Consider the following 21,927-nt stretch of genomic DNA (forward strand, 5'->3'; position numbering starts at 1 on the left):
TTACTTGCGCTCCGAATAAACCTTGTTCACTTCATCCGTTACTTCCTGGCCGCCCGAGCGCAGCCAGTTTTCCTTGAAGCTGTAGAAATCGCCGTCCGTATTCGCCTCGCCCGTAATGGCCTTGATCAGATACGTATCCTGAAGCGTCTTCAGATTGCCCCAATATTTCGGCTTGCTCGTCAGGACGGCAGGCCCCAGCGCGTCAAACATCGGAACGACGAGCGGGGACAGCTTTTCCTTCAGCTCCAGCACATCCGGCTGCGTCGTATGCTTCTGCATGGACACATCGATCGAGGATAACGGGTTGTAAAAATTGCCCGCTCCCAACTTCGGCGCGGCAGCGTTCTCGTCCGGTCTAGGCACGGCCAGATCGCCTTGCATGTCATAGCTCACGCCAGGCTGGCCGAAGCCGGTCAGCAGGAACCCTTCCGAATCCGTGGATACGTACTCGAGAATCTCCATAATTTTATGGCGCTTCTTCTCATCCTCTTCCAGCTGCTTTCCTAACAGGACCGGAGCTTGACGAGCGCCGTACGCGAAGCCGTATGTCTTGCCGTCCGGTGCGAGGAGCGGGGAGCCCGGCCGAATGACTTGTCCCTTCTCGAGACCCGGCTTCGCCACGAAGCCCGAATCCTTGTGGAAGTTGCCCCATTTCATATTGTCGACCATCCCGATCTTCTGGTTGGCGAATTTAATATTAATTTCATTGTTGTCCGTCGTGATGAATTCCGGATCGATCAGGCCCGATTTGTACCATTTGTTAAGCAGCTTCAGTGCGGCGCGGGTTTCTTCGGTGATGCCGCCGTATACGAGCTTGCCGTCCGCTCCGATCTTGTATTGGTAAGGAGAAACGCCGTGCGCGCTAAAAATGGAGGTGAACAGCTGCTCCGTCAGCTTGCCCCGGCCCGTTAAGCCGAATGTGTCCTTTTGGCCGTTCTTGTCCGGATCATCGTTCACGAACTTCGTCAGCACATCCTCAAGCTCCTCGAGCGTCTTGGGCGGCTCGCTGTAGCCGATATTTTTCAGCCATGCCTCGTTATACCCCGGCATAAAGCCGTCCAATCCGCCCGGCCAAACCTTCGGAATGCCCCAGTTTTTTCCGTTGTACAGACCGACGCCCCATGCGCCGGGATCGACCGAATTCAAAGCCGCCGCATATTTAGGCATTTGGGCTTCGATTTCCGCCTGGTCCACACTCGCGATAATGCCCTGATCGGCCCACGTCACCATATCCGTTTCTGTTGCATCGATCGGGAAAATATCCGGGATATCGCCGGAAGCGAGCAGCACGGAAAATTGCTCCTTCCACGTGCCCCGCTCCAATTTCACATTTTTGATTTTGACGTTAAATTTTTTCTCCAGCTCCGTTTGGACGTAGTTGCCGTCCTTCTCGGGCGTATTGAAGTTATTCGCCCACGTAATCTCGATCGGAGCCTCCGCGGCTGGCGTTTCCGCGCCGTTCGACGGCTTCGGATCGTTCGATCCCTCATTGTTCCCACCGTTATTGCCGCTGCAGCCGCTCAAGACAAGCGATACCGAAAGGGCGGCCGCCGTCATCCCCAACCATTTCTTTTTAGCGTCTTTCATTTCTTCTGCTTCCTCCCTTTTCTATTACCTCATTATATATTTAGACAGTCCGCACATACAGCTTCATGCGTTCCGTTTAAACCGGATTGCCGCGCCTAGCCCTTAAGCGAGCCGACCATAATGCCTTTCACGAAAAACCGCTGAAGGAACGGATACACCATAAGAATCGGCAGCGCGGTAAACATAATAATCGCCGCTTTGACCATTTCGGGGGCCTGCTCGTTCGTCGGAACCGGCAGCATCGGATCCCCTTCGGCCGTAATGACGAGCCGTCTCAAGAAGAGCTGGAGCACGATTTTCGACTGGTCCTGCATATAAAGCATCGCATCGAACCAGGCGTTCCAGTGGCCTACAGCGCTCCACAGCGCGAGAGTCGCAAGCACCGGCTTTGACAGCGGGATAACGATCGTGAACAGAATACGCAAATCGTTGGCGCCGTCGATTTTGGCCGAATCCTCAAGCTCCTCGGGAATGCCCATAAAGAAGTTGCGGAGAATCAGCAGATTAAACGTGCTAATCAATCCGGGGATCACGTACACCCACAGGGAATTAATGAGGCCGAGCCCTTTGATCAGGAGATAGGTCGGAATAAGCCCGCCGCCGAAAAACATCGTCACAACGATAAACATCGTATAAAAGCCGCGGTGAGGCAAATATTTGCGCGACAGCGGATAGGCTCCGAGCGACAGGAAAACAAGCGTCAGCAAGGTTCCGACGACCGTCCGGAATACGGTATTTCCCATCGTCTGCCACACCGTATCGGTCGTAAGCACCCGCTTCCAGGCAAAGAGGGAAATTTCCTTCGGATACAGATGGATGCCCGGACGCAGCGCCTCCGCCGGTGTGCTCAGCGAGATGGAGAGCACATGCAGAAACGGATAGATCATCGTGATGCAAAGAACAATAACGAATAAAATCAGAAACCCCTGGAATATTTTCTCGCCAGCGGATAATTTCAATTTCAGCCACACCTTTCTTGCCTGATGTCAGTACAGGCCTTCCTGTCCCATCTTCTTCGTAACGAAGTTCGCGAATAACACCAGCATGAGTCCGACCACGTTTTTAAACAAGCCGACGGCCGTCGTCAAGCTGAACTGGAAGTTTTGCAGGCCGATCCGGTACACATACGTATCGAGCGTATCCGCTACCCCGTAAACAGCGGGCGAATACAGCGTCAAAATTTGGTCGAAGCCGGCATCCAGCACGCCGCCGACCCGCAGAATAAGCAGAATCGCAATGACGGGCAGAATCGACGGAATCGTAATGTACAGCGTCTGCTTCCAACGGTTCGCTCCGTCCAGAACGGCCGCTTCGTACATTTGGGAGTCGATGCTTGTCAAGGCGGCCAAATAGATGATCGTCCCCCAGCCGACTTCCTTCCATATGCCCGACACGACGAGCGTAAACCGGAAGTAAGACTCGCTCCCGAGGAAGTAGATCGGTTCGATGCCCATATATCCGAGGATATAGTTGACCACTCCCGAATTGGGCGACAGCATAGTGATCAAAATTCCTCCGATGACGATCCACGAAAGAAAATGCGGCAAATACGAAATCGTCTGCGCTACTCTTTTGAATAAGGAAAACCTCAGCTCGTTAAAAAGCAGAGCCAATAGGATCGGCGCCGGAAATCCGAAAATAATATGATAAAAGCTGATTACGATCGTATTTTTCATAATCTTCCAGAAATCCGGCGAACCCGTAAACAAATACTCGAAATGCTTGAAGCCCACCCATGGGCTCCCCCATATGCCGTCGCGGATAAAATAATCCTTGAACGCCAATTGAATGCCGTACATCGGGCCGTACGCGAATATCGCGTACCAGATGATCACCGGAGCCAGCAGTAAAAACAGATATTTGTTTTTCTTATACTGCCGCCGGGTCAATGCCCATCTTGAAGCTTTGCTGCTGCCCAGATCCTGTCTCTGCTTGGAAATGCCAGCGGCGCTTGCCGGGTTCATAGTCGTATTCTCCTTCCGAATGCCAGTTTGAAATGTCGCCTCGTTTGAACACCTTCACATTACCGGGTTGTAAGCGCTTTTTCTATTGCAAATTCATTAAATAGACTATAGTTTCTTTGAATTTTCGGCTATAAATTTATAAGCAAAAGAAAAAGCAACCGCAGCAGCGATTGCTTTAACCGTATAGGGCGTTCTAAGTGGCGGACCCGCCGGCATTCCGGTACTGGATCGGCGTTACCCCGTAACGCGTTTTAAATTTATTATGAAAATATTGGGAGTTACGGTAGCCGACAAGTCCCGATATTTCCACAACGGAAAGACTCTTGTCCTCCCTCAGCAAGCCGGCGGCTTTCTCCAGGCGTACGCGGGTCACGTATTCGGTAAACGTTTCGTTCATCACCGTACCGAACAAGGTCGAAATGTAAGTAGGCGCAAGCGAGGCGACCTCCGAAAGCTTATGAAGCGATAAATCCTCGTGAAGATTGTCATCGATAAACTTCTTTAATTTTAAAATAATTTCGGTATGGGCATGGTTGCCCGCTTCTTGGACATGCGCCGTAATGTTGGCCGACATCTCCCTAATCGCCTGAAGAGTATCTTCGAGCGTTTCTTTCTTGAACTCGTCGAACAGGCTGGACGGCGGAATGATCTGCTGAAGCTCCAGCTCGATGACCACCTGGTACAATACCGTTACGAGCTGCAGCAGTCCGAGCTCGACGTTCTCCAGCTGGATGCCGCCTTCGGCTAATTCCTTCTGAAAGTCGTCGATAAAACGGCTCACGCCAACCTCATTTCCGGCTTTTAACGCATACTTGTAGTTGTCGAACGAGAACAAGTGCGGCTTTACTTTATTAGAGGAGAGGCTGGAATACGCTATGATCGCATCCGATCCGTAGAAGAAGCGGTAACGGTAAGCATGTACGGCATCCTGGTATGAAAAAGGGATTTCCCCGGCCGTGTGCACGAAGGAGCCGAAGGCCGCCCCGAACTTCAGCTCGCCTGCGGTCTGCTTCTTGATGGCATGCATTTCCGTCAGCAGCGCTTGTTCCAGCGCTTCGGACGGCGCATCCGGCTCGCCGGCATAAATAATGGCCGCTTCCTGGGCATTCAAGCTCACGAAGCGGTAATTGCCATATGCCTCAAGCTGCTCATAAGCCGCCTTAAAGGCATCGCTGCTGCTGCCTTCCAGCATTTGAATGCGGCAAACCATATACTGGCAGTTTTGCGGCAAATCGTTATCGTATTCCAGACCGATTCCGCCGCCTAACACGAGATTTTTTAATTCGTTTATTTTGGCTTTGGATTGCAGCGATTCGATTTTTCGGCCGAGTGTATCAAGCGTGCTGCCGATAATGGCATACTCGTTCCGGCTTTCGTTCGCGGAGCCGGGCTGGTAAAAGCCGCGAATGCTGGCAACTAACGCCTTCATCGGGTCATAGACGCGCCTTGAGATCAAATAGGAAATCAGCAGCCCGATCAGCAGGACAAGCAGACAGCTGGCGAATATTTTTCCCTTCAGCTGCTCCGATGAGGACACGAAGGAATTCATCGGCCGAATCATCGCGTATTTCCAATGATAGTCCGACGTTTGATCGGACAGGAAAGACAGCACGTACTTGTCCCGTTTGTTGTAATAGAGACTTTGAACCGCTTGGCCGCCGGATTTCATGCTTTTCACGACGGCATCCAGCTCGTCCTCATCGGCTGCGCCGGTATGGATGACCGGGCCGCCGGATTCGCTGAACACGTACAGCTTCTCCAATGGCGAGCTCATCGTGCTGGACACCATCTGATAAATATAGTCGATGCTTACATCGATATACATCGTTCCTTCGGCCAGCTTCGGCAGCGATCCGTACGGAAGCGCAATCGCATACGTCATCACTTTCTCGCCGTCCGCAAGCGTCCTGAATGTCCAACGGTTCGCTGCGTCGGCAAGCGATTTTTGAACAAACGGCGCGTCCGGGGAATTGTCCGGCTTCATATAAAACTGGCTGCTATCGACGATATAATTTCCTTTTTGGAAGTAGACCGAAATTTTGTAAACGCCTTCATTTGCGAGCTTGAAAATTTCCAGATCCTTGCGAAAAGCCGTAATTCTGCTTATATTTCCTTCCCACTTGCTGTCCAGCAAATAGTTAAGCATCGATTGGCTTTCGAGCGATAACGTCGACAAGGATTTGTTCCGGATGCTGTTCTCATATTTTTTCAGCAGCGTGTTTTCAATATAGTCGCGGGAAGTTATCAGACGCTGCCGGCTGTCCTTGGCGATTTCATCTACCATCAGCCGGTTAGCCTGCACATACAAATAACCGCCTACAAGCCCGATAATGATTACGGCCAGCAGGGTGAAGGAGAGAATCAGATGAGTAAATAAAGTGCCTCCTATTTTTATTTTGCCGATTCGAATCACGACAATCCCCCTTTTTGCAAATGAATCTCTCAGCTGTATTTATGTAAATTAGTATACTTAACAATACTAAATTGCACAGATTATTTCTATTATAAAATCTTCAAATGAATAATATCATAGAGCGAAAAACGAGAAAAACCGGCCTCGGAAGCCCGAAGCCGGCAATTTGCTGCTATTGCGAACATCTAATATTGAAGGGTGATTATTTACCTGCTTGACGTTATTTCAAATGCCCGGGGTTCCGCCGGCCAGCAGCGTTTCGTCGTGCAGCCTCTGTGCCCAGCGGCCGAGCGCCGCCGCCTGCTCGGCCGTGAACCTTTTGCCGCTTAGGGCGTTCACTTCCCCGATATACGCCTGCAGCAGGTTGCGGGCTGCAGTTCCGTTTTGCTGCCCGGCTTTCGCCTCGGCAAGCTCCAGCTTCTGCTGCAGCGATTGAACAATCCCTTCCGAACCCGGATCGCCGGTCTCGGCCGCGAATGCTCCGGTCAGAGCGGACAAGCTGTCGAAGGTCGCATGGACGCTGAACGAATGCTGGGCGGAACCGCGGTTTCCGGCCTCATCCTCCGCCTCCGCCGTCAAGCTGTGCTCGCCCGGCTCCAACGTATACGCCTTCGTGTCTGCTAGCGGCGCATCGCATGGCGATGAATCGACGCCGGATAAAGCATCGGCTGCATGGCATGTAACCGTAACCGTCTGATCGATCGTATACGACGCTTCCCCGGCTATTTCTACCTGAGGAGCGGTTCTATCGATCTTCACCTCCACGGACCTGGACGGCTCCACATTGCCCGCCGCATCCGTGCTCCAGTACACGATCGTATGCGTCCCTTCCCCGGTCAACGTAACCGAGCCCCCGGTTTGCTGCTCTCCTTCATTAACCGTGAAATAGGTGGCCTCCACACCGGAGCTTTCATCGGAGGCATGGAAGGTTACCACCGTATCCCCGGCGGCCCATCCCTGCGGCGCATCGTCCGTCGTAACCGGAGGCGTCACGTCCGCCGCTTTCACTTCGCCATATAATCTTAATTCAGCCATATTCCCAAACCAGCTGCTTCCGTTATAAATGCGGATATAACGATACGGCTTCTTGCTGTTGACGGTTAAAGTTTGCCAATCCATCGTCCTCCCCGCTGCCGCAGAAATCGTCGTCCAGCTTGCCTGGTCGTTGGAGCCTTGAACGACGGTGCCGTTTATCCGGGTAAAATAACCGTCCTGCCTGGAAAGCAGCTCCGCCTTTGAAAGAGTTGCCTGATAGCCTTCTTTAAACTCAAACGTAAGGTAGCCGCCGGACCCGCTTCCATTGACCCTGAAATCCGTAATCGTGCCGGCATTTCCATCAAACAACGCGCCTGCCGTCTTCAGGAGATCGGCCGGATTTCTTCCGCTGGAATCCTTGAGATCAGCGATTTCAAGCACATTCGATAGCAGACCGTTCCGATCGGGAAGATAAAGCGACGAGCCGTCGGAGGTCGTTGTTTTCTCCGGTCCCGCGCTCCCGTCTTCCGTCTTGTAATGGATGCTGAAGGTTACCGGACCCGGACTTGCATCGCTGCCGATGACGGCTTCGGCCTTCCAATTGATTTGGTCATCCGAGGAAGCCGCAGCTGTTTGTCCGTGAATGTTAACGCCGACGTCATGGATTTTTTCGGTTGCCTTGAAGACCAATTGGACCTTATTGCCGGGAACGATTCGTTTTTGGATGCTCTGCTCCGAGCCGATCGATACCGAATCAAGCTTGGACCGTATTTTCACATCGCCATACAAACGTAACTCGGCCATATTGCCGAACCAGTTGTTCCCGTTGGTAATCCGGATATAACGGTAAGCAGCGGTGCTGTTAATCTTAAGCGTTTGCCAGTCCGCCGTAGATCCTGCCGCATTCGAGATCGTGGTCCAGGTTGCGTTGTCGTTGGAGCCTTGCACCACCGTCCCGTTAATTCTGCCGGAATAACTATCCTGCCTTGCAATGATCTCCACCCTCGACAGCAGGGCTTGTCCGCCTTCCTTAAAATCAAACGTAAGATACGCTCCGTACCCGCTGCCGTTTAAACGGAAATCCGTAACTGTGCCTAAATTGCCGTCAAATAAAGCTTTTGCGGTCGCCAGGAGATCGGCCGGGTTCCTTCCGCTGGAATCCGTCAGATTGGCGATTTCGAGCACATTGGATAGGAAGCCGGTCTGATCGGCAATAAACAAGGAAGACCCGTCGGTCGTAAAAATCGCATCCTCCGCCTGAGCGCCTGCTGCCGTCTTGTAGCTGATCCTGAATTTTACCGCGCCGGCTTGTACGTCCCGATTCGTCGTTAGCGCTGCCGTCCAGTTCTGATTGTCGGCTGTGGTAACGGCTGCCGCTTGCCCTTGAATATTCACACTTACATCCTGGATCGGTTCCGACGATTGGAAGGACAATTTGATCGTGTCGCCCGGAACGATCCGGTTTTTCAGGCTTTGCTCCGAGCCGACGGATACGGACTCCAGCTTGTTCACCGTCTCGTGGCGCCGGCCGAAAATTCTAAATTCCGCGGCTTCCAGCATCGTGCTCGACGGCTCGATCATCTGCATTTTCAAAAACCGGAATGGCTGCTGCTCGAGCGAATCTTCTACTTCAAGCCTTTGCATATCCTCCGTTACCGTCGTTAAGCCGGGCGTCAGCCGGATCCAATGCTCCTTATCGTTGGAGCCGAAGATGGCAACGCCGCCGATCCGTTCGGGAAAGCTGGCTCTTACCTGCAGCTCGAAGGCGGTTGCCGATAGTTTGTAATCGGGACCAAAATCCATGTAATGAGTCCGGTCCTGAGCCGTATAGTACCCAACAAAACTATCATTCGTATGGTCCAGAAGGTTCGGGACGGCATTACCGAACGTAGAGCTGACAAACATATTCGTAAAATCAACGCTTCCGTCCTTCAAGAGCGGCGTCAGTACTTGAAGGCTCTGCACCGCAGCGTTCAAGGCGAACAGCTTCTGGTAAAACACCTCGTCGGAAGCGCTTGCGATATGACTCTCCGCGTCGATAAACGAATCGTTATAATGCGCAAGTGTGGAGGACACATAAAGAGTACCGGCATCATAAGGCGCAATGACCGCATCGATGGCCGATTGCCGGTCACCCGCAACAACAATCGTAACATCTCTGGTCGTCACCGAAGTGCCGTCCGATGCGCTTATGACAAAGGAATAGGTTCCGGCTTGCGCAGGATGCCACGAAAAAGCTCCTGTGGTCACGTCAAACGCCGCACCCGCAGGCAAATGATCCGCCTGGTAGGCCACGACATCCGCCGCGCCTGCATCCGTCGCGCCGAAATCATAGCGGATATCGGCCGTACTTCCGGTATAAGTGAACAGCTGCAGCGGAGCTTTTCCTTGCGTAAATACCGGCGGCGTCAGCTGTGCTCCGGCTTTTAAATGAATATGGTCCAACTCGACCGTCGTACCGGCTCCCTTGACGGTCATATAAACGAGGTCTCCGAGCCCTTGGAACGGATTAAACGCATAACTTACATATTTCCACTGGCCCTTCGTATCCGGCAGGGTTACGGAATCGCCGAACACTTCCAGCTTCGCCGTGCCGTCCGTCCGGATCTTGAACGCAATCGTCCTCTCTCCGCTAGCGGAGCCGACAAGCGCAATCCTGCTTCCCTCTTCCGTTGCCGTCAATTGAACGAAAGCCGTGCCGCCTTCTTGCCTGGTTGACGAAACACCGTTAAGGCTCGTATACCGGTCTTCTACTTCTCTCAAGTCGGGACTCGAGATCGCCTTCGGAATATACCGCGTTCCCTCCGCTTCCGCTTCTTTCGGAATATAGAGCCAATAATCCCCCCCGCCGTCCGGCGATTCCCAGTAGAACGGCAGTCTCTTCTCGAACATCTCGGTGAAATACGGAGCTTCCGTCTCCATATCGATTCCTGCCGTATATTTATAGTAATAATAAAGATCGTATACATTGCCGCCGATTCTGCCCCGGTAACCGCCGGCCAGCTGCTTGTACACGATGGTCGGATTTCCATCGATGTCCGTATGCGCAGCAACCGGAATCCACGGCGTATCGTAGCCAAGCATGTACCGGGCAAAATAGTCGGACGCCTTCAGGATGCGATTATCGAGAAATTCATAGGGACCGACCGCATCCGGTGCCGTCGAGGCCGTACCGTCCACAGGATCGACTTTCGTTCCCTGGGCAAGCAAAAGGCGCGACAAAATCTCCGCATTCGTTACATCCCCGGCGCCATGCGCCTGGTCCCTGCCCATCTCGACATGCTGAACGACCGAAGGCTCTACCTTCTCCCCTGTTAATATATTTGTATCCACCAGCCGGAACAATGCTTTGATGGCGCCGTTTTGTCCCTGATCGACGGCGGTCTTGTTAACGGTAAACCACTCGACTCTCTCGTTATACCTGTCCCTGTTGCCGGTAAAAATATAACCCGAAACGGCTCCTAGCAGCGAATACAGATGCTGGTTCATAAAGCGGTCATTCGTGTGCTGGAACGTTTCGATAACCGGAATGATCAGATGATTCGTGAAATCGTCCGTATCCTGCTCCGTCCACTTCAGTTCTTCGGTTTGCGTGCCCGTATACCTCAAAATTTCCGCAGCGGTTACCATCCGGTTAAGCGGAATTCCCGTGTGTATATGCGCATCTGTGAAATACGCGTATTTCGCCGGATCCATCTGCGACCAGATCCGGATAATGCGCAACGCATTTGACCGGTAAACCTCATCGCCCGTTATGACATACATAAGAGCTTGCGTGTACGACTTCAAGCCGTCGGCTATAAACCTTGAATTAAAGCCCTGGCTGTTAAAAGCGTCGCTGGCCGGTTTCGTCGGATCCGCCCCGTTCTGATTGCTGGACGTGACGGTTTTGGATGCCGCCGGTGATTGCTGCATTTGATTAAAATAAGTCACCCAAGGCTCTTTTTGCGCCCGCACCTGCTCTCTCACATTTTCAAGAATATCCTTCGTAAGACCGACGCCCGGATGCTTGAATCCGCTTTCATCAATCACCTCATAAATGACCGGCTGGACCTCTCCGATAACCGGCTGCTCCGCCGTTTCTTCTGCTGCACTTGCCGCGGGCAGCGGCAGCATGGCTGCGAGCAAACTAATGGAAACAACGATGGACAATAAACGCCGCCTGAACCTGATGCCAACATAAAATCCTTCCCGAAGCTTCAAATGTAATCCTCCCCCTTAATCATCAGCGTATTTGCAAAATCTACGTTAACAGCCTGAAACCGCTTTATCCATTCTAAATATTTATAATGAAACATATTGCACACGACAAAAAGAAAGAAGGTATCCCCCGCCGTATCTCTGGCTTTGGGGACACCTTCCTATTTTGCCTGGCCTTCGTTATTGCTGCCCGCCCTTAATTCTGAACACCGTTACCGAACGCTCGGGAAACTCATAACCGAACCGGCCGCCTTCCACCGCAAGGGACGACTGCTTCGGCTTGATTTTCTCCGGCGCTTCAAAGCTGTTCTCCTCTTCCGGCGCATAACCCGACAGCTCGAACACGTCGGCTACTGCAGTCCGATTCGGGAAATTCTCAAGAGCAATGTCCGCGTTAACGGTGCTTGCCTGCACGTTGACGACCTTCACAATCACATCTCCCGTCGAGTGCTCCGTGCTGGCCGAATAATACAGCGGCTCAAGAACCGGCAGCTTGTCCTCCGACTCGTTTTGCAGCTCCCCGTTGATGAACGTCCGGATCCGTCTTCCCGACACCTCCAAAGCGAGCTCGTACTCCGTTTCGGCTTCGGCGGTGAACAGGCTTTGAGTCAGAGCCGAGGCTCTTCCGTCCACGGAGGAGAAAAGAATCGTATCCTGGTTCTGCCATCCGCCGGCTTCCCACTTGAGGTGATTTTTCTCGTCCTTCTTGCCGAAGCCGATTCCGAAGCCTTTTGGCCCGCCGGTTTTCACCGCTCTCGCGTACAGCGTATAGCTGCCCCAATCCGTTCCGCAAAGCTCATGCGACGAGACGGCCTTGCCTGCCGCACGGTTTTCCCGCGTATCGGACAGCTCTACGACCAAGCCGTCAAACGGTTTGCTTTCCCCGGTAACGTTATTGACTAACCGGATATCCGAGTAGCGGACGGAGTTAAAATCGGCATGCAGCACAATCGTTCCGGTAATCGGCGGCTCGGCCGATTCGGCTTCCGGCTTGGCAAATCCTTCTCCTTCGATCCCCAGCAGCTGATCGCCCTGATGATGCATGAACAGCTGCTGCACGTAATAGTTCGCCGTTCCGAACACCTCGTGGTTGTTGAACCAGATCATATCCGGCTTCCAGTTGACGTAATCGACGTTGCACAGCATCGGCGCGTAGCAGGCTAAACCTACCGCATGCGCATTTTTCTCCAGACCCGTCATAAAAGCCGCTTCGGCGAGCGCATTGTAATACGTATTGCCCCATGACGCGTATTCGCCCAAAAACACCTTCGGCTCATCCGCTTTGAACCGGTCGTACCGGCCGCAGTTGGCCAGGAACCATTCCGGCGACATATAGTAATGCTCATCCACCAGATCGGATCCGTTTTCTCTGGCCGATTTCCAGCCGCGCTCGTACTCGCCTCCGGCCGCGAACGGTCCGCTGGAATTGATGATTTTCATATCCGGGTACAATTCCTTGATCGCGCGGTGGAAGTAGTCATACCGTTCGAAAAACGGCTCGCCCACCTCTTCGTTGCCGATCCCGATATACTCGAGCCCGAACGGCTCGGGATGGCCCAGCTCCGCCCGGATTCCGCCCCACTTCGTCGAGGCGTCGCCCCGCGCGAACTCGATCAGGTCAAGGGCATCGTCGATCCACGGCTGAAGCTCCTCGATCGGCACGATCCGTTTGTGATGCGGGTCGTAGCCCGCAGGCAAAATCGGAATCGGCTTTGCTCCGATATCTTCGCAGTAAAGGAAATATTCGTAATAGCCAAGGCCAAGCGTCTGGTTGTAGCTCCAATTGTTCCGTCTTGCCGGTCTTTGCTCAAGCGGCCCGATCGTATTTTTCCAGCGGTACATCGAGTTCCGGTCGTCGGCATTAAGCGAGCCGTCATGGATCAGGCAGCCGCCCGGAAAGCGCATGAACTTCGGCTTCAGCTCCGCAATCAGCTCCGCGATGTCCTTGCGCAGGCCGTTCTTCCGGTTACGGTACGTTTCCGCCGGGAAGAGCGATATCAAATCCAGATAAAGCTTGCCTTGCCCTTTGGTCAAGACCGTCAGCCTGCCGCTGAAATCCGTGGCATCCGATACGATGACGGCCTCGTACTTCGTCCATTCTCCGGAAGCTACCGCAATTTCCGCTTGACCGTGTACCTTGCCGTCTGTGCTTTCGACCGCAATGCGGACCGGCTCTTCAAAGGAGGAGTCCCGCTTCGCGAACATGGAGAACGCGTAAGCATGACCCTGCCGGACGGGAATGCCGGAGTTGAAGCCCAAATTCATGAGGCCGACTCCGTCGCCTTCCTCCAAAATCTCGATAACCGCATAATGGCTGTTGCGCTTGCTCAGAGGATGGCTGTCTTCTACCGTCAATTCGGCCCGGCCATGCCCCCGCTCCACCTTCTCCCATGCCGTCAAAGCATGATAATCGTGACGGTCGATCGGATCGAATTCAAAGGAACGGTTTTGCACGAGCTCCGCATAAAGCCCGCCGTCCGCCGCATGGTTCAAGTCCTCGAAAAAAATGCCGAACAAATCGCCCAGCTCCGCTCCGCGCTCCTGCGTATATACCTTTAGCGTACCTTTTTGAGCCATCGCTATTTGTCTCCTTCACTCTTATAATGATGGAAATGTTCAATCACTTAAATAAACAAATATATTAATCAACACGTAAAATAATTAATCCACACTTATAATAGTTGATCTAAAGCCTGATTGCAATTGTAAATCTATATGTTTTTCCCGATCGCAAAAAAATGAACCTTCCCCTTCAAGACAAAGAATCTTCCCCGGCCGACGGCGGCCTGCAGGAAGATTCTTTGACTAACCTTTTACCGAACCAAGCAGAACGCCCTTTACAAAAAACTTCTGCGCAAAAGGATACATCGCAATCATCGGAATGGATGCAATGACCATGGCCGCAAGCTCGATCGTTTGAGCCGTCACGAGTCCCTGACCCGACGCACCGCTCAGCAGCTGCTGAACGGCCAGATTGGAGCCTTCCACCGTGCTTACCATATTTTCGACCGCCCGGTTGGATTGAATCAGCCTCAGGATGACATATTGCAGCGTCTGCAAATCAGGAGATTGCGTAAAGTACAGCGTCGTTCCGTAATCGTTCCATATATTGACTGCGGTAAATACCGATAAAGCAGCCAATACCGGCTTGGAAAGAGGAATGACGATTTGAAAAAAGATTCTGAATTCGCTCGCCCCGTCCATCTTGGCCGATTCAAACAGGGAATCCGGGATCGCTTTATAGTTCGCGTTAAAGATGATGACGTTCCAGAAGCCGCCGAACAGAGCGGGCAGAATATACACCATGTAATGGTCGTACAGCCCGAGCCAGTTCATAAGCAAGAACGAAGGAATCAATCCTCCGCTGAAATACATGCTGATAAAGCCGATCGCGATGTAGAACTTTCTTCCCTTCAAATAAGACCGGGAGAAAGCGTAAGCGAACATCGCCGTATACAAAATGGAAGCGACGGTGACGATGACCGTACGGGAAGCCGTAATCCAAGCCGCCTTCATAATGCCGGAATCCGCAAGCACTGTCTGCCAGCTGGCCCACGTCAGCTCCCTCGGCCATAGAAATACCGGACCGCGCGCCAAATCCTCGCCGCTGTTCAAGGAGCTGATTAATGAAAACCAGAACGGATATAACGTCACGATCATCAGAACAATCATAATGACCACGGTTGACAGGTTAAACGTGCGTTCCCCGAAGCTTTTACCTCCGACCATCCTATTCACCTCAAAACAATCCCGATTTTGTCATTTTTTTCGATAGAGCATTCGCGCAGGCGAGCAGCAGCAAAGCAAATACCGCTTTCATAAGGCCGATCGCCGTTGCCGAGGCGAATTGGAACTGCAATAACCCGGTTTGATAAACATACGTATCGATAACCTGGCTGGCCGGTAAATTAAGTGTATTCTGAAGCACGTAAATTTGAGTAAAGTTATTGTTCAGCATGCCGCTCACGGCAAATATGATCAACACCATCAGGGTCGGCAAAATCCCTGGTATTGTAATATGCAGCATTCGTTTGAACCGCCCTGCCCCGTCGATTGCGGCGGCTTCATACAGGCTTTGGTCGACTCCGGCCATCGCGGCCAGATAAAGAATGGCTCCCCAGCCGATATCCTTTAACAGCCCCGTTCCGATCGCGACTCCCCAGAAATATTTCGGGTCGGCAAGAAATTGGACGGGCTTGTCGATGAGATGAAGCTCCATCAGCAGAACATTCACGATTCCGTTCGTATTGAGCAGCGTAATGAATAAACCGCCGAATATGACCCAGGAAAGAAAGTGAGGCAGATAAGTAACCGTTTGAACCAGCGATTTGAATTTTCGATGCTTGATTTCATTGAGAAGCAGGGCGAACACAAGCGTTGCCGGGATGCTGATTAATGCTCCCAACAGATTGATGCCCAGCGTATTTCGGACCATCGGCCAAAACTGGAAATTTTGAAACACCCGGATGAAGTGCTGAAAGTGATTCCATTCGCTCGTAAAAATGCCTTTGACGCCCATGATAGGCTCATAGCTCTTAAAAGCCATCAACAAACCGAATAAAGGGGTAAAGTCAAAAAGAAAAATAAGACACACAGCCGGCAGCAGCATAACCTTTAATTCAAGCTGCGTTCTGAAATCGAAGCCGAGCTTATACCCTTTCTGTTTCTTTGAAGCCATTCGTTCTCCCCCGTTCCTCCAATCGCCGTGCCAAAGCACAGTATCGCTCCTGCGCTTTGGCACCGCTCATCACCATGGGTAAAGCTTAGGAATTTATTCCTTTTACATCGATGCCGTATTCCGTTTTCTTCTGCTGAACGTATTTGTCTCTTTCCTGATCCAAAGCTTCAATGCCTAATTTCTTCAGCTGGGCGATCATCTCGTCATAAAGCTTGTTAAATTCGTCATCGCTCTTGGCGAGGATGATTTTGGCGATTTGCGCTTCCTTGTAGGTTTTGATTTGCAATTCGTCATTGGCGAATTTGCTGTCGGCAGGGAACAAGTCCGCAGGCAGGCCAAGCGGCGAGCCGTCATAAATAACCGTTTCCTCGGCTTTGCCGTACGCGCTTTGCACTCTGTTCGCCGTAACGGCCTGCTTGTCGGTTTCCTCGTTAGGCGGCTGCTGCGCGCTGTACGAGAATGAAGTATGGTGGAACGGCCAGAATGCGCTTAGACCTGTTTTCATATACTCCGTCGCGTCCTTGATGCCTTTCTCCGTCTTCACCAGATGGCCTTCGGCGTCCAGGGTGTAATCGATGCCTTCGAAGCCGTAAATATGAAGCATCATCCCTTCCTTGCTGCTCATAAAGCTGAGCCATTTCGCCAGCTTTTCCGGCTCTTTCGCCGACTTGGAAATAAACGTTTTCATCCAGCCGCCGCCTGCCAGCTTCGATTTGTTGAGCACCGGCTTGGTGCCTGCGTCCGACAGGATCGGACCGGACGACGTCCAATAGTCGTTATTATGGAAAGAGGTGTCAGCCGAGTTGCCGATAAAGGTAAATACCCGTCCCGAAGCCATGTCCGCCTTCACCGCAGCGTTGTCCACCGTCATCTGCCCCGGCTCGAAATAACCGGCCTTGCTTGCTTTGTTGAGGAACCCGAGCGCAAATTTCGTTTCCGGTGCCAGAAGCCTGTCCCGGTAAACTCCGTTTTTGTCAATCGGCATCGCTCCGAACGAATCCTGCAGGAACCCTAAGGTTGGCCCCTGATAATTTTTGCCGTCTACGAGCAGCGGAATGACCGGCGCTCCGTTAACCTTTAAATCCATCTCCTTGATTTTCTGGTAAGCCGCGAGCAGTCCCGACTCGGTTTTGATGTCTTCCAGCGTCAGTCCGGCTTCCTTCAAAATGTTCTCGTTTACGACGATGGCGCCATTGGAAGCGTAATCGACCAAGTCGATATAAAATTGGCCGGACGGCGGGTACTGCTTTCTTGCATCCTCGGAGTTGATATGGCTTGGGAAAGCGTAGAAGCCGCCGTCACGGTCGATAATCGTTTCTTTTACGTCGGCCGGGAAGTCCTTCAAAAGATGGGATTCAGGGTCATACTTTTTCAGAAACTCATCCAGATCCCAAACCTTGCCGGATTCGATCAGCTTTTTGCCCAGTACGTCGTTCGTAATCGTAATGACATCCGGGAACGCTTCGCCGGACGACACGAGCATCAGGTTCAGCTTTGTATCTCCGTCCTGCGCCGGGATGTTGAATTCGAATGTCAGACCGGTTTTCTCTGTAATCGCGCCTTGAACGGTGTTCGGATCCGTGCTCCATGTCGACGGAGGATTCCAGAAGTCAATCGACGAGAACCAGACCGCTTTGGCCGGAGCCTTCGAGCCTCCGCTATTTTCTCCCGCCGTCTCCGTGCCGCCCTGGTTTGCCCCCGTATTGTTAGCGGTTTCATTTCCGCCATTGCTGCAGCCGGCCGTAACCAGCATGAGCGACAACAACGCTGTCGTTATCCATTTCCCCTTCATACTCAAGAACAACCTCCCCTATTTGCTTGATTGATAGCTGCTGCACCTTTATATTATCTCCCCTGGCATTTGCGCCATATGTTTCAGTTTTTGTATTTTGGTGTTTTGTTTCTTTTTTTTGCAAAAGGCTTTTAAATTTTACGGTACTTGCTCGGCGTAACGCCGAAATTCTTTTTGAACAGCTTGTTAAAATGAAAATAATCCTTGTAGCCGACCCGATCAACGACCTCGTGCACGGAAAGCGCGGAATCCTGAAGCAGCTCCTTCGCAAGCCCGAGCCTTTTGGCCGTCACGTATTCCGAGTACGTTTTTCCTGTTTCCTTCTTGATCAGCTGGCTGAGATAGCCGAGGCTGATATTGAACCGCTCGGCCAATTGGCTAAGAAGAATATCCTCCGTAAAGCTGGCATCGATATGCGAGATGATTTTCCCGACCTGTTCATTGGAAACCGCCATGCCCGCTCCGCTCTGAAGCTCGAAGAAGGATTGGAGCGAATCGAACAGCTGGGCGGGCGAGCCGTATAGGCGGACGATCTGGTAATAGTTCAAATACTCGATTTCATTTAAAGCCTGGCTGTTGACGTAATATTTATAGATGAGCGAAACGATTTGATTATAAACATGGGCAATTTGGTCGATAAACAGCCTTCCCGAAGCGCATTCTGCGTATAGGCTGTCCAATCCTTTGCGGATTTGGTCCGGCTTCCGCTCCTTGACTGCGACCTCGATCGCCAATATAGATTTCGTCAGGAAGGCCGCGGATTCGGACATTTTATATTCGATGATCCGGCTGCCCGGCTGGGGCTGGCTGAAATAGCTGAACAGCGCAATGTCGGATTCCTGATAGAGCTTGGCCAGTGGAGTCGAATAGACGCCGATGCCGCTAATGCCGAGCGACTCATATTCGGAAAGATAGCTCGAAATAAAATCCAGCAGCCCGACCGGATTGCCCAGCTCGTCGTAATTAATCAAATACGAAAGCTTGTGATGGCCCGTCCGAAACCGGATCATGTTAATACCCTCCGACGGAAAGTTGGCCTCGCTGACCAAAGGCGCCCCGGCAGGAGAATATAAGCCGGTAATAAAACGGAAATGCGGATATTCAAATTCATACCCTTTATTGATCAGAAAATTGTTGATTTTGATTTTATTGTCGGGCTCGAACAGCTCGAACAAATCATTCAGCAGCAAATCAAGCTCTGTGGAAGCCTTCCGCTTTTTGTTCAATTTATCCGCGAGCCGCGTCATCGTTTCCAGAAGCTTCGGCTTCTCGATTTGCTTGAGCAAATAGTCAAACGCCCCGAGCCTGACCGCCTTCTGTGCGTATTCGAATTCCGAATATCCGCTGACGAATACTACCTCGGTTTCGATTCCTTCCTGAACGATCCGGTCCAATAATTGCAGGCCGTCCAGTCCCGGCATTCGAATATCGGAAATAACGACGTCCGGCTTCAGCTCTTTAATGCTCTCCAGTGCCGACAAGCCGTCATAAGCCTCCCCTGCGATCTCAAAGCCCAGACTCTTCCAATCGATCAGCTTCGATATACCAAAAGCTACCCATGGTTCATCATCCGCAATTAACACGCGATACATGAAAGCGCTCCCCCTTCTATTCGACGTTTACGTTGACCGGGAATGTGATGGATACCGTCGTGCCTTCATTCAGCCGGCTCTCCAGCTTCAAATCCGCTTCGTCTCCGTAAAACAGCTTGATTCTCCGGTAAATATTCATTAACCCGATGCCCTTATCCGTATCCTTGTTCATATAGCCGGGCTCATTGTACAGCTCCAGCTTGCCCGTTAACTTCGCATATTGCTGCTCGTCCATGCCGTAGCCGTTATCGCGGATGGAGATCCGGACATGACCGGACTCCGTTCTGCGAACCGCAATTCGAACGATGCCGCTGCCGATTTCCCTTTCCAAGCCGTGGAATACGGCGTTTTCTACAATAGGCTGAAGCAGCATTTTGAGCATGCGCTCCCCCTGCAAATCCTCCTCGGCGTCGAATTCGATTTTGAATCTTCCCCTGAAGCGGAAATCGATGATTTTGGCATATTCCTTTGCATGGTCGATCTCTTCCCGGACGGTAACGAAATTGCTGCCTTTTACCGCGTATCTGAACATACTCGACAGGGAGGCGGAAATATCGGCTATAACCTCCACGTCGTGATACAGGGCGACGGCTCTTATGCTTTCCAGCGTGTTGTATAAAAAATGCGGGTTGATCTGGTTGCGGAAGGCCGAAATTTCCACTTGCTTTTTCGTTAGTTCAATTTCGTACATGCGCGCCTGCGTCGACTGCACCTCTTTGCCAAGCGAATCGATATCGTCGAGCATTTTGTTCAAATTCGCGCCCAGAACGCCGATCTCGTTGTTATGCACGACATGGAACCGGCTTTCTCCGCCGTTTCTCGGATATGACTTGATAAAGTCCATAAGCTCTTTAACCGGCTTCAAAATCCGGGTGAAGAAGATGAAGAGGAATACGCACAAAATAAAAAACATGACGGTATAAGTAAAAATATTAAAGCGCTTTATAATGTCCAAATCGGCAAGAAGCTCATTGCGAGGGATCAGGCTGATCAGCTTCCACTCCGAGCGCGGCAGGGTGATCGTCTGGACGATATAGTGCTTGTTGTTCTCCCAATCCTCTATCCGGAACTTATCGCGGTTAACAAGGCTGCCTTCCGCCGCAATCGTCTTATTGTCCCGGTCCAGCAGCATCACCTGGGAGTTCGCCGTCACTTTCGCGCTTTCCAAAATCGGGCTGAAATTGGTCGCATCCATAAAAAACCGCCCGACGCCGATGAAACGCGTTACAAGACGGTCCGCCTCCAGCTTATAGATCGGCGCCGTTATCGAATAAAAAGAGCGCTTACTATCTCTTGAATCCGAAAGCTGCGTTTCTATGAGACCGGAATATTCGATGGACTGAATCGGAGAAGGGACGGTCTGCAGCGAGCCTTGTCCGATGCTGGCCAGAAACTCGCCCTCTTTGTCGTACAGCTGAATGCCTCTAATATTTTCCTTCAAGGAAATCGTATTTGCGAAGACGGATATGACTTCCTGGTTTTTCAAAATCCTCGTCAGGACGTCATCCGTGCCAAGATAAGCCTGTACGGTCGGACTGTAGAACAGGAAAGTCGAGATGCCCTCCATATCGGAATTGAAGCTGTTCATTTTCTCCTCGACCTGCAAAAAAATCTTGCTGACCGATTCCGTTACCTTCGCCTCTATGATCCGCTTCGCGATCATATTGGAGATGACATAGGAAACAAGAAGTATGAACAGCATCAGCAAACTCAAATAAAGAATTTGGCGGATCAGGCTAAGCCTTCGAAAGCGAATCACAACACCACTCCAATCTATCGGGCTCCATTACGGCCGCATTCCTTCGTCTTCGTAAGTGTAAGGGATTGTCGGTCAGTATTCAATCCGTATATCCTCTTCATCCGATGCATCCGATTGCTTCCGCTTTCTGTACTTTGAAGGTGTCTCGCCAAAAGCTTCCTTGAACTTTCTGGTAAAATGGATGGAACAGTCGAAGCCGACATCGGAGGCGATCTCCGTCACCTGCCGATTCGTGCTCGACAGAATCCGGGCGGCTTTTTCCAGCCTAAATTTGCATAAAGTGTTCAGGATCGTATCGCCGACCTGCTCCTTGAACAAATGGGATAGCCGGGACGTAGACAGGCAGCTCCTTCTCGCCAGATCAGGCAGGCTTATCTTTTGTGCAGGGAACAGCTGCAGCTCCCGCAAAATATCGGCAATTCTCGGATCCATCGACACCGAGCTCTCCGCCCGGCACGCCTGCTGAATGTAGATCAGCGTTTCCTCCAGCGCCAGCTCCGATAACCGGCGGTGAAGCTCCGAGCTTCCCGTCGGCAATTCATGTCTTACCATCCGCAGCAGCGCATCTTGGATGAAACCGCGCTGATCGCCGGACGCAACATGCTGGAAGAAGAAGCGCTCGTCGGATCCGGGCAGCCTCAGCCAGGTGCTCCACTCCGGGTCCGGAATAAAATGCACCCAAATAAATTCCCAAGCCGTCCCTTTCGTACCGTAATGATGCGGAATACCCGGCATGAGCACCGCGATGTCGCCGGCAGCGCACGAAACGGTCTGATTGTGCTTTTGAATCCGGCCTTCTCCGGAGATCGTGAACATCAGCAGCCAGTCCATGCTGCCCGAAGGGCGGTGAACGGCATAATCAGCCTGTTCGCAATAGTGTCCGGCGATCAGAATACCGTATGGACGATCTACATGAACAGCATAATCAGTTGGTATTTTAGCCATATCCTCACTACCCCGCATTCCG

The 21,927-nt window shown here is 51.9% G+C and carries 12 protein-coding genes; all 12 read right to left on the reverse strand.

The window, feature by feature from the left end; genetic code table 11:
* The gene (locus KP806_RS10225) at window positions 1-1,587 is read right to left on the reverse strand and encodes an extracellular solute-binding protein (protein ID WP_224723483.1); all 1,587 of its coding nucleotides are present in this window, start codon (window positions 1,585-1,587) and stop codon (window positions 1-3) included.
* Window positions 1,588-1,682: 95 nt separating this feature from the next.
* Window positions 1,683-2,546, reverse strand: a complete 864-nt coding sequence (locus KP806_RS10230) for a carbohydrate ABC transporter permease (RefSeq protein WP_224723484.1) — start codon at window positions 2,544-2,546, stop codon at window positions 1,683-1,685.
* 27 nt (window positions 2,547-2,573) lie between these two features.
* Window positions 2,574-3,551 (reverse strand): ABC transporter permease, encoded by a 978-nt coding sequence (locus tag KP806_RS10235; RefSeq protein ID WP_224723485.1) that lies wholly within the window; start codon window positions 3,549-3,551, stop codon window positions 2,574-2,576.
* A 193-nt stretch (window positions 3,552-3,744) separates the two neighbouring features.
* The gene (locus KP806_RS27790) at window positions 3,745-5,964 is read right to left on the reverse strand and encodes a helix-turn-helix domain-containing protein (RefSeq protein WP_224723486.1); all 2,220 of its coding nucleotides are present in this window, start codon (window positions 5,962-5,964) and stop codon (window positions 3,745-3,747) included.
* Between the two features lie 225 nt (window positions 5,965-6,189).
* Window positions 6,190-11,142, reverse strand: coding sequence for an OmpL47-type beta-barrel domain-containing protein (locus KP806_RS10245; RefSeq protein ID WP_224723487.1), 4,953 nt, complete (start codon window positions 11,140-11,142; stop codon window positions 6,190-6,192).
* Window positions 11,143-11,319: 177 nt separating this feature from the next.
* Complete coding sequence (locus KP806_RS10250) at window positions 11,320-13,716, reverse strand: alpha-L-arabinofuranosidase C-terminal domain-containing protein (protein WP_224723488.1); 2,397 nt, start codon at window positions 13,714-13,716, stop codon at window positions 11,320-11,322.
* Between the two features lie 228 nt (window positions 13,717-13,944).
* Window positions 13,945-14,868 (reverse strand): carbohydrate ABC transporter permease, encoded by a 924-nt coding sequence (locus KP806_RS10255; protein ID WP_224723489.1) that lies wholly within the window; start codon window positions 14,866-14,868, stop codon window positions 13,945-13,947.
* Window positions 14,869-14,878: 10 nt separating this feature from the next.
* Window positions 14,879-15,817 (reverse strand): ABC transporter permease, encoded by a 939-nt coding sequence (locus KP806_RS10260; RefSeq protein ID WP_224723490.1) that lies wholly within the window; start codon window positions 15,815-15,817, stop codon window positions 14,879-14,881.
* Window positions 15,818-15,902: 85 nt separating this feature from the next.
* Window positions 15,903-17,609 (reverse strand): type 2 periplasmic-binding domain-containing protein, encoded by a 1,707-nt coding sequence (locus KP806_RS10265; RefSeq protein WP_224723491.1) that lies wholly within the window; start codon window positions 17,607-17,609, stop codon window positions 15,903-15,905.
* 131 nt (window positions 17,610-17,740) lie between these two features.
* Window positions 17,741-19,201 (reverse strand): response regulator transcription factor, encoded by a 1,461-nt coding sequence (locus KP806_RS10270; RefSeq protein WP_224723492.1) that lies wholly within the window; start codon window positions 19,199-19,201, stop codon window positions 17,741-17,743.
* A gap of 16 nt (window positions 19,202-19,217) precedes the next feature.
* Window positions 19,218-20,960 (reverse strand): sensor histidine kinase, encoded by a 1,743-nt coding sequence (locus KP806_RS10275; protein ID WP_224723493.1) that lies wholly within the window; start codon window positions 20,958-20,960, stop codon window positions 19,218-19,220.
* Window positions 20,961-21,032: 72 nt separating this feature from the next.
* A complete protein-coding gene (locus tag KP806_RS10280) occupies window positions 21,033-21,905 on the reverse strand; it encodes a helix-turn-helix domain-containing protein (RefSeq protein ID WP_224723494.1) in 873 nt (290 codons plus the stop codon).
* Window positions 21,906-21,927 lie beyond the last annotated feature (22 nt).

Source organism: Paenibacillus vietnamensis, assembly GCF_020169515.1.
GTDB classification, from domain to species: Bacteria; Bacillota; Bacilli; order Paenibacillales; family Paenibacillaceae; genus Pristimantibacillus; species Pristimantibacillus vietnamensis.

Coding starts and splice junctions, on each gene's coding strand:
- KP806_RS10225 (WP_224723483.1), bottom strand. CDS start 1,587: ATGAAAGACGCTAAAAAGAAATGGTTGGGGATGACGGCGGCCGCCCTT.
- KP806_RS10235 (WP_224723485.1), bottom strand. CDS start 3,551: ATGAACCCGGCAAGCGCCGCTGGCATTTCCAAGCAGAGACAGGATCTG.
- KP806_RS10250 (WP_224723488.1), bottom strand. CDS start 13,716: ATGGCTCAAAAAGGTACGCTAAAGGTATATACGCAGGAGCGCGGAGCG.
- KP806_RS10255 (WP_224723489.1), bottom strand. CDS start 14,868: ATGGTCGGAGGTAAAAGCTTCGGGGAACGCACGTTTAACCTGTCAACC.
- KP806_RS10260 (WP_224723490.1), bottom strand. CDS start 15,817: ATGGCTTCAAAGAAACAGAAAGGGTATAAGCTCGGCTTCGATTTCAGA.
- KP806_RS10265 (WP_224723491.1), bottom strand. CDS start 17,609: ATGAAGGGGAAATGGATAACGACAGCGTTGTTGTCGCTCATGCTGGTT.
- KP806_RS10270 (WP_224723492.1), bottom strand. CDS start 19,201: ATGTATCGCGTGTTAATTGCGGATGATGAACCATGGGTAGCTTTTGGT.
- KP806_RS10280 (WP_224723494.1), bottom strand. CDS start 21,905: ATGGCTAAAATACCAACTGATTATGCTGTTCATGTAGATCGTCCATAC.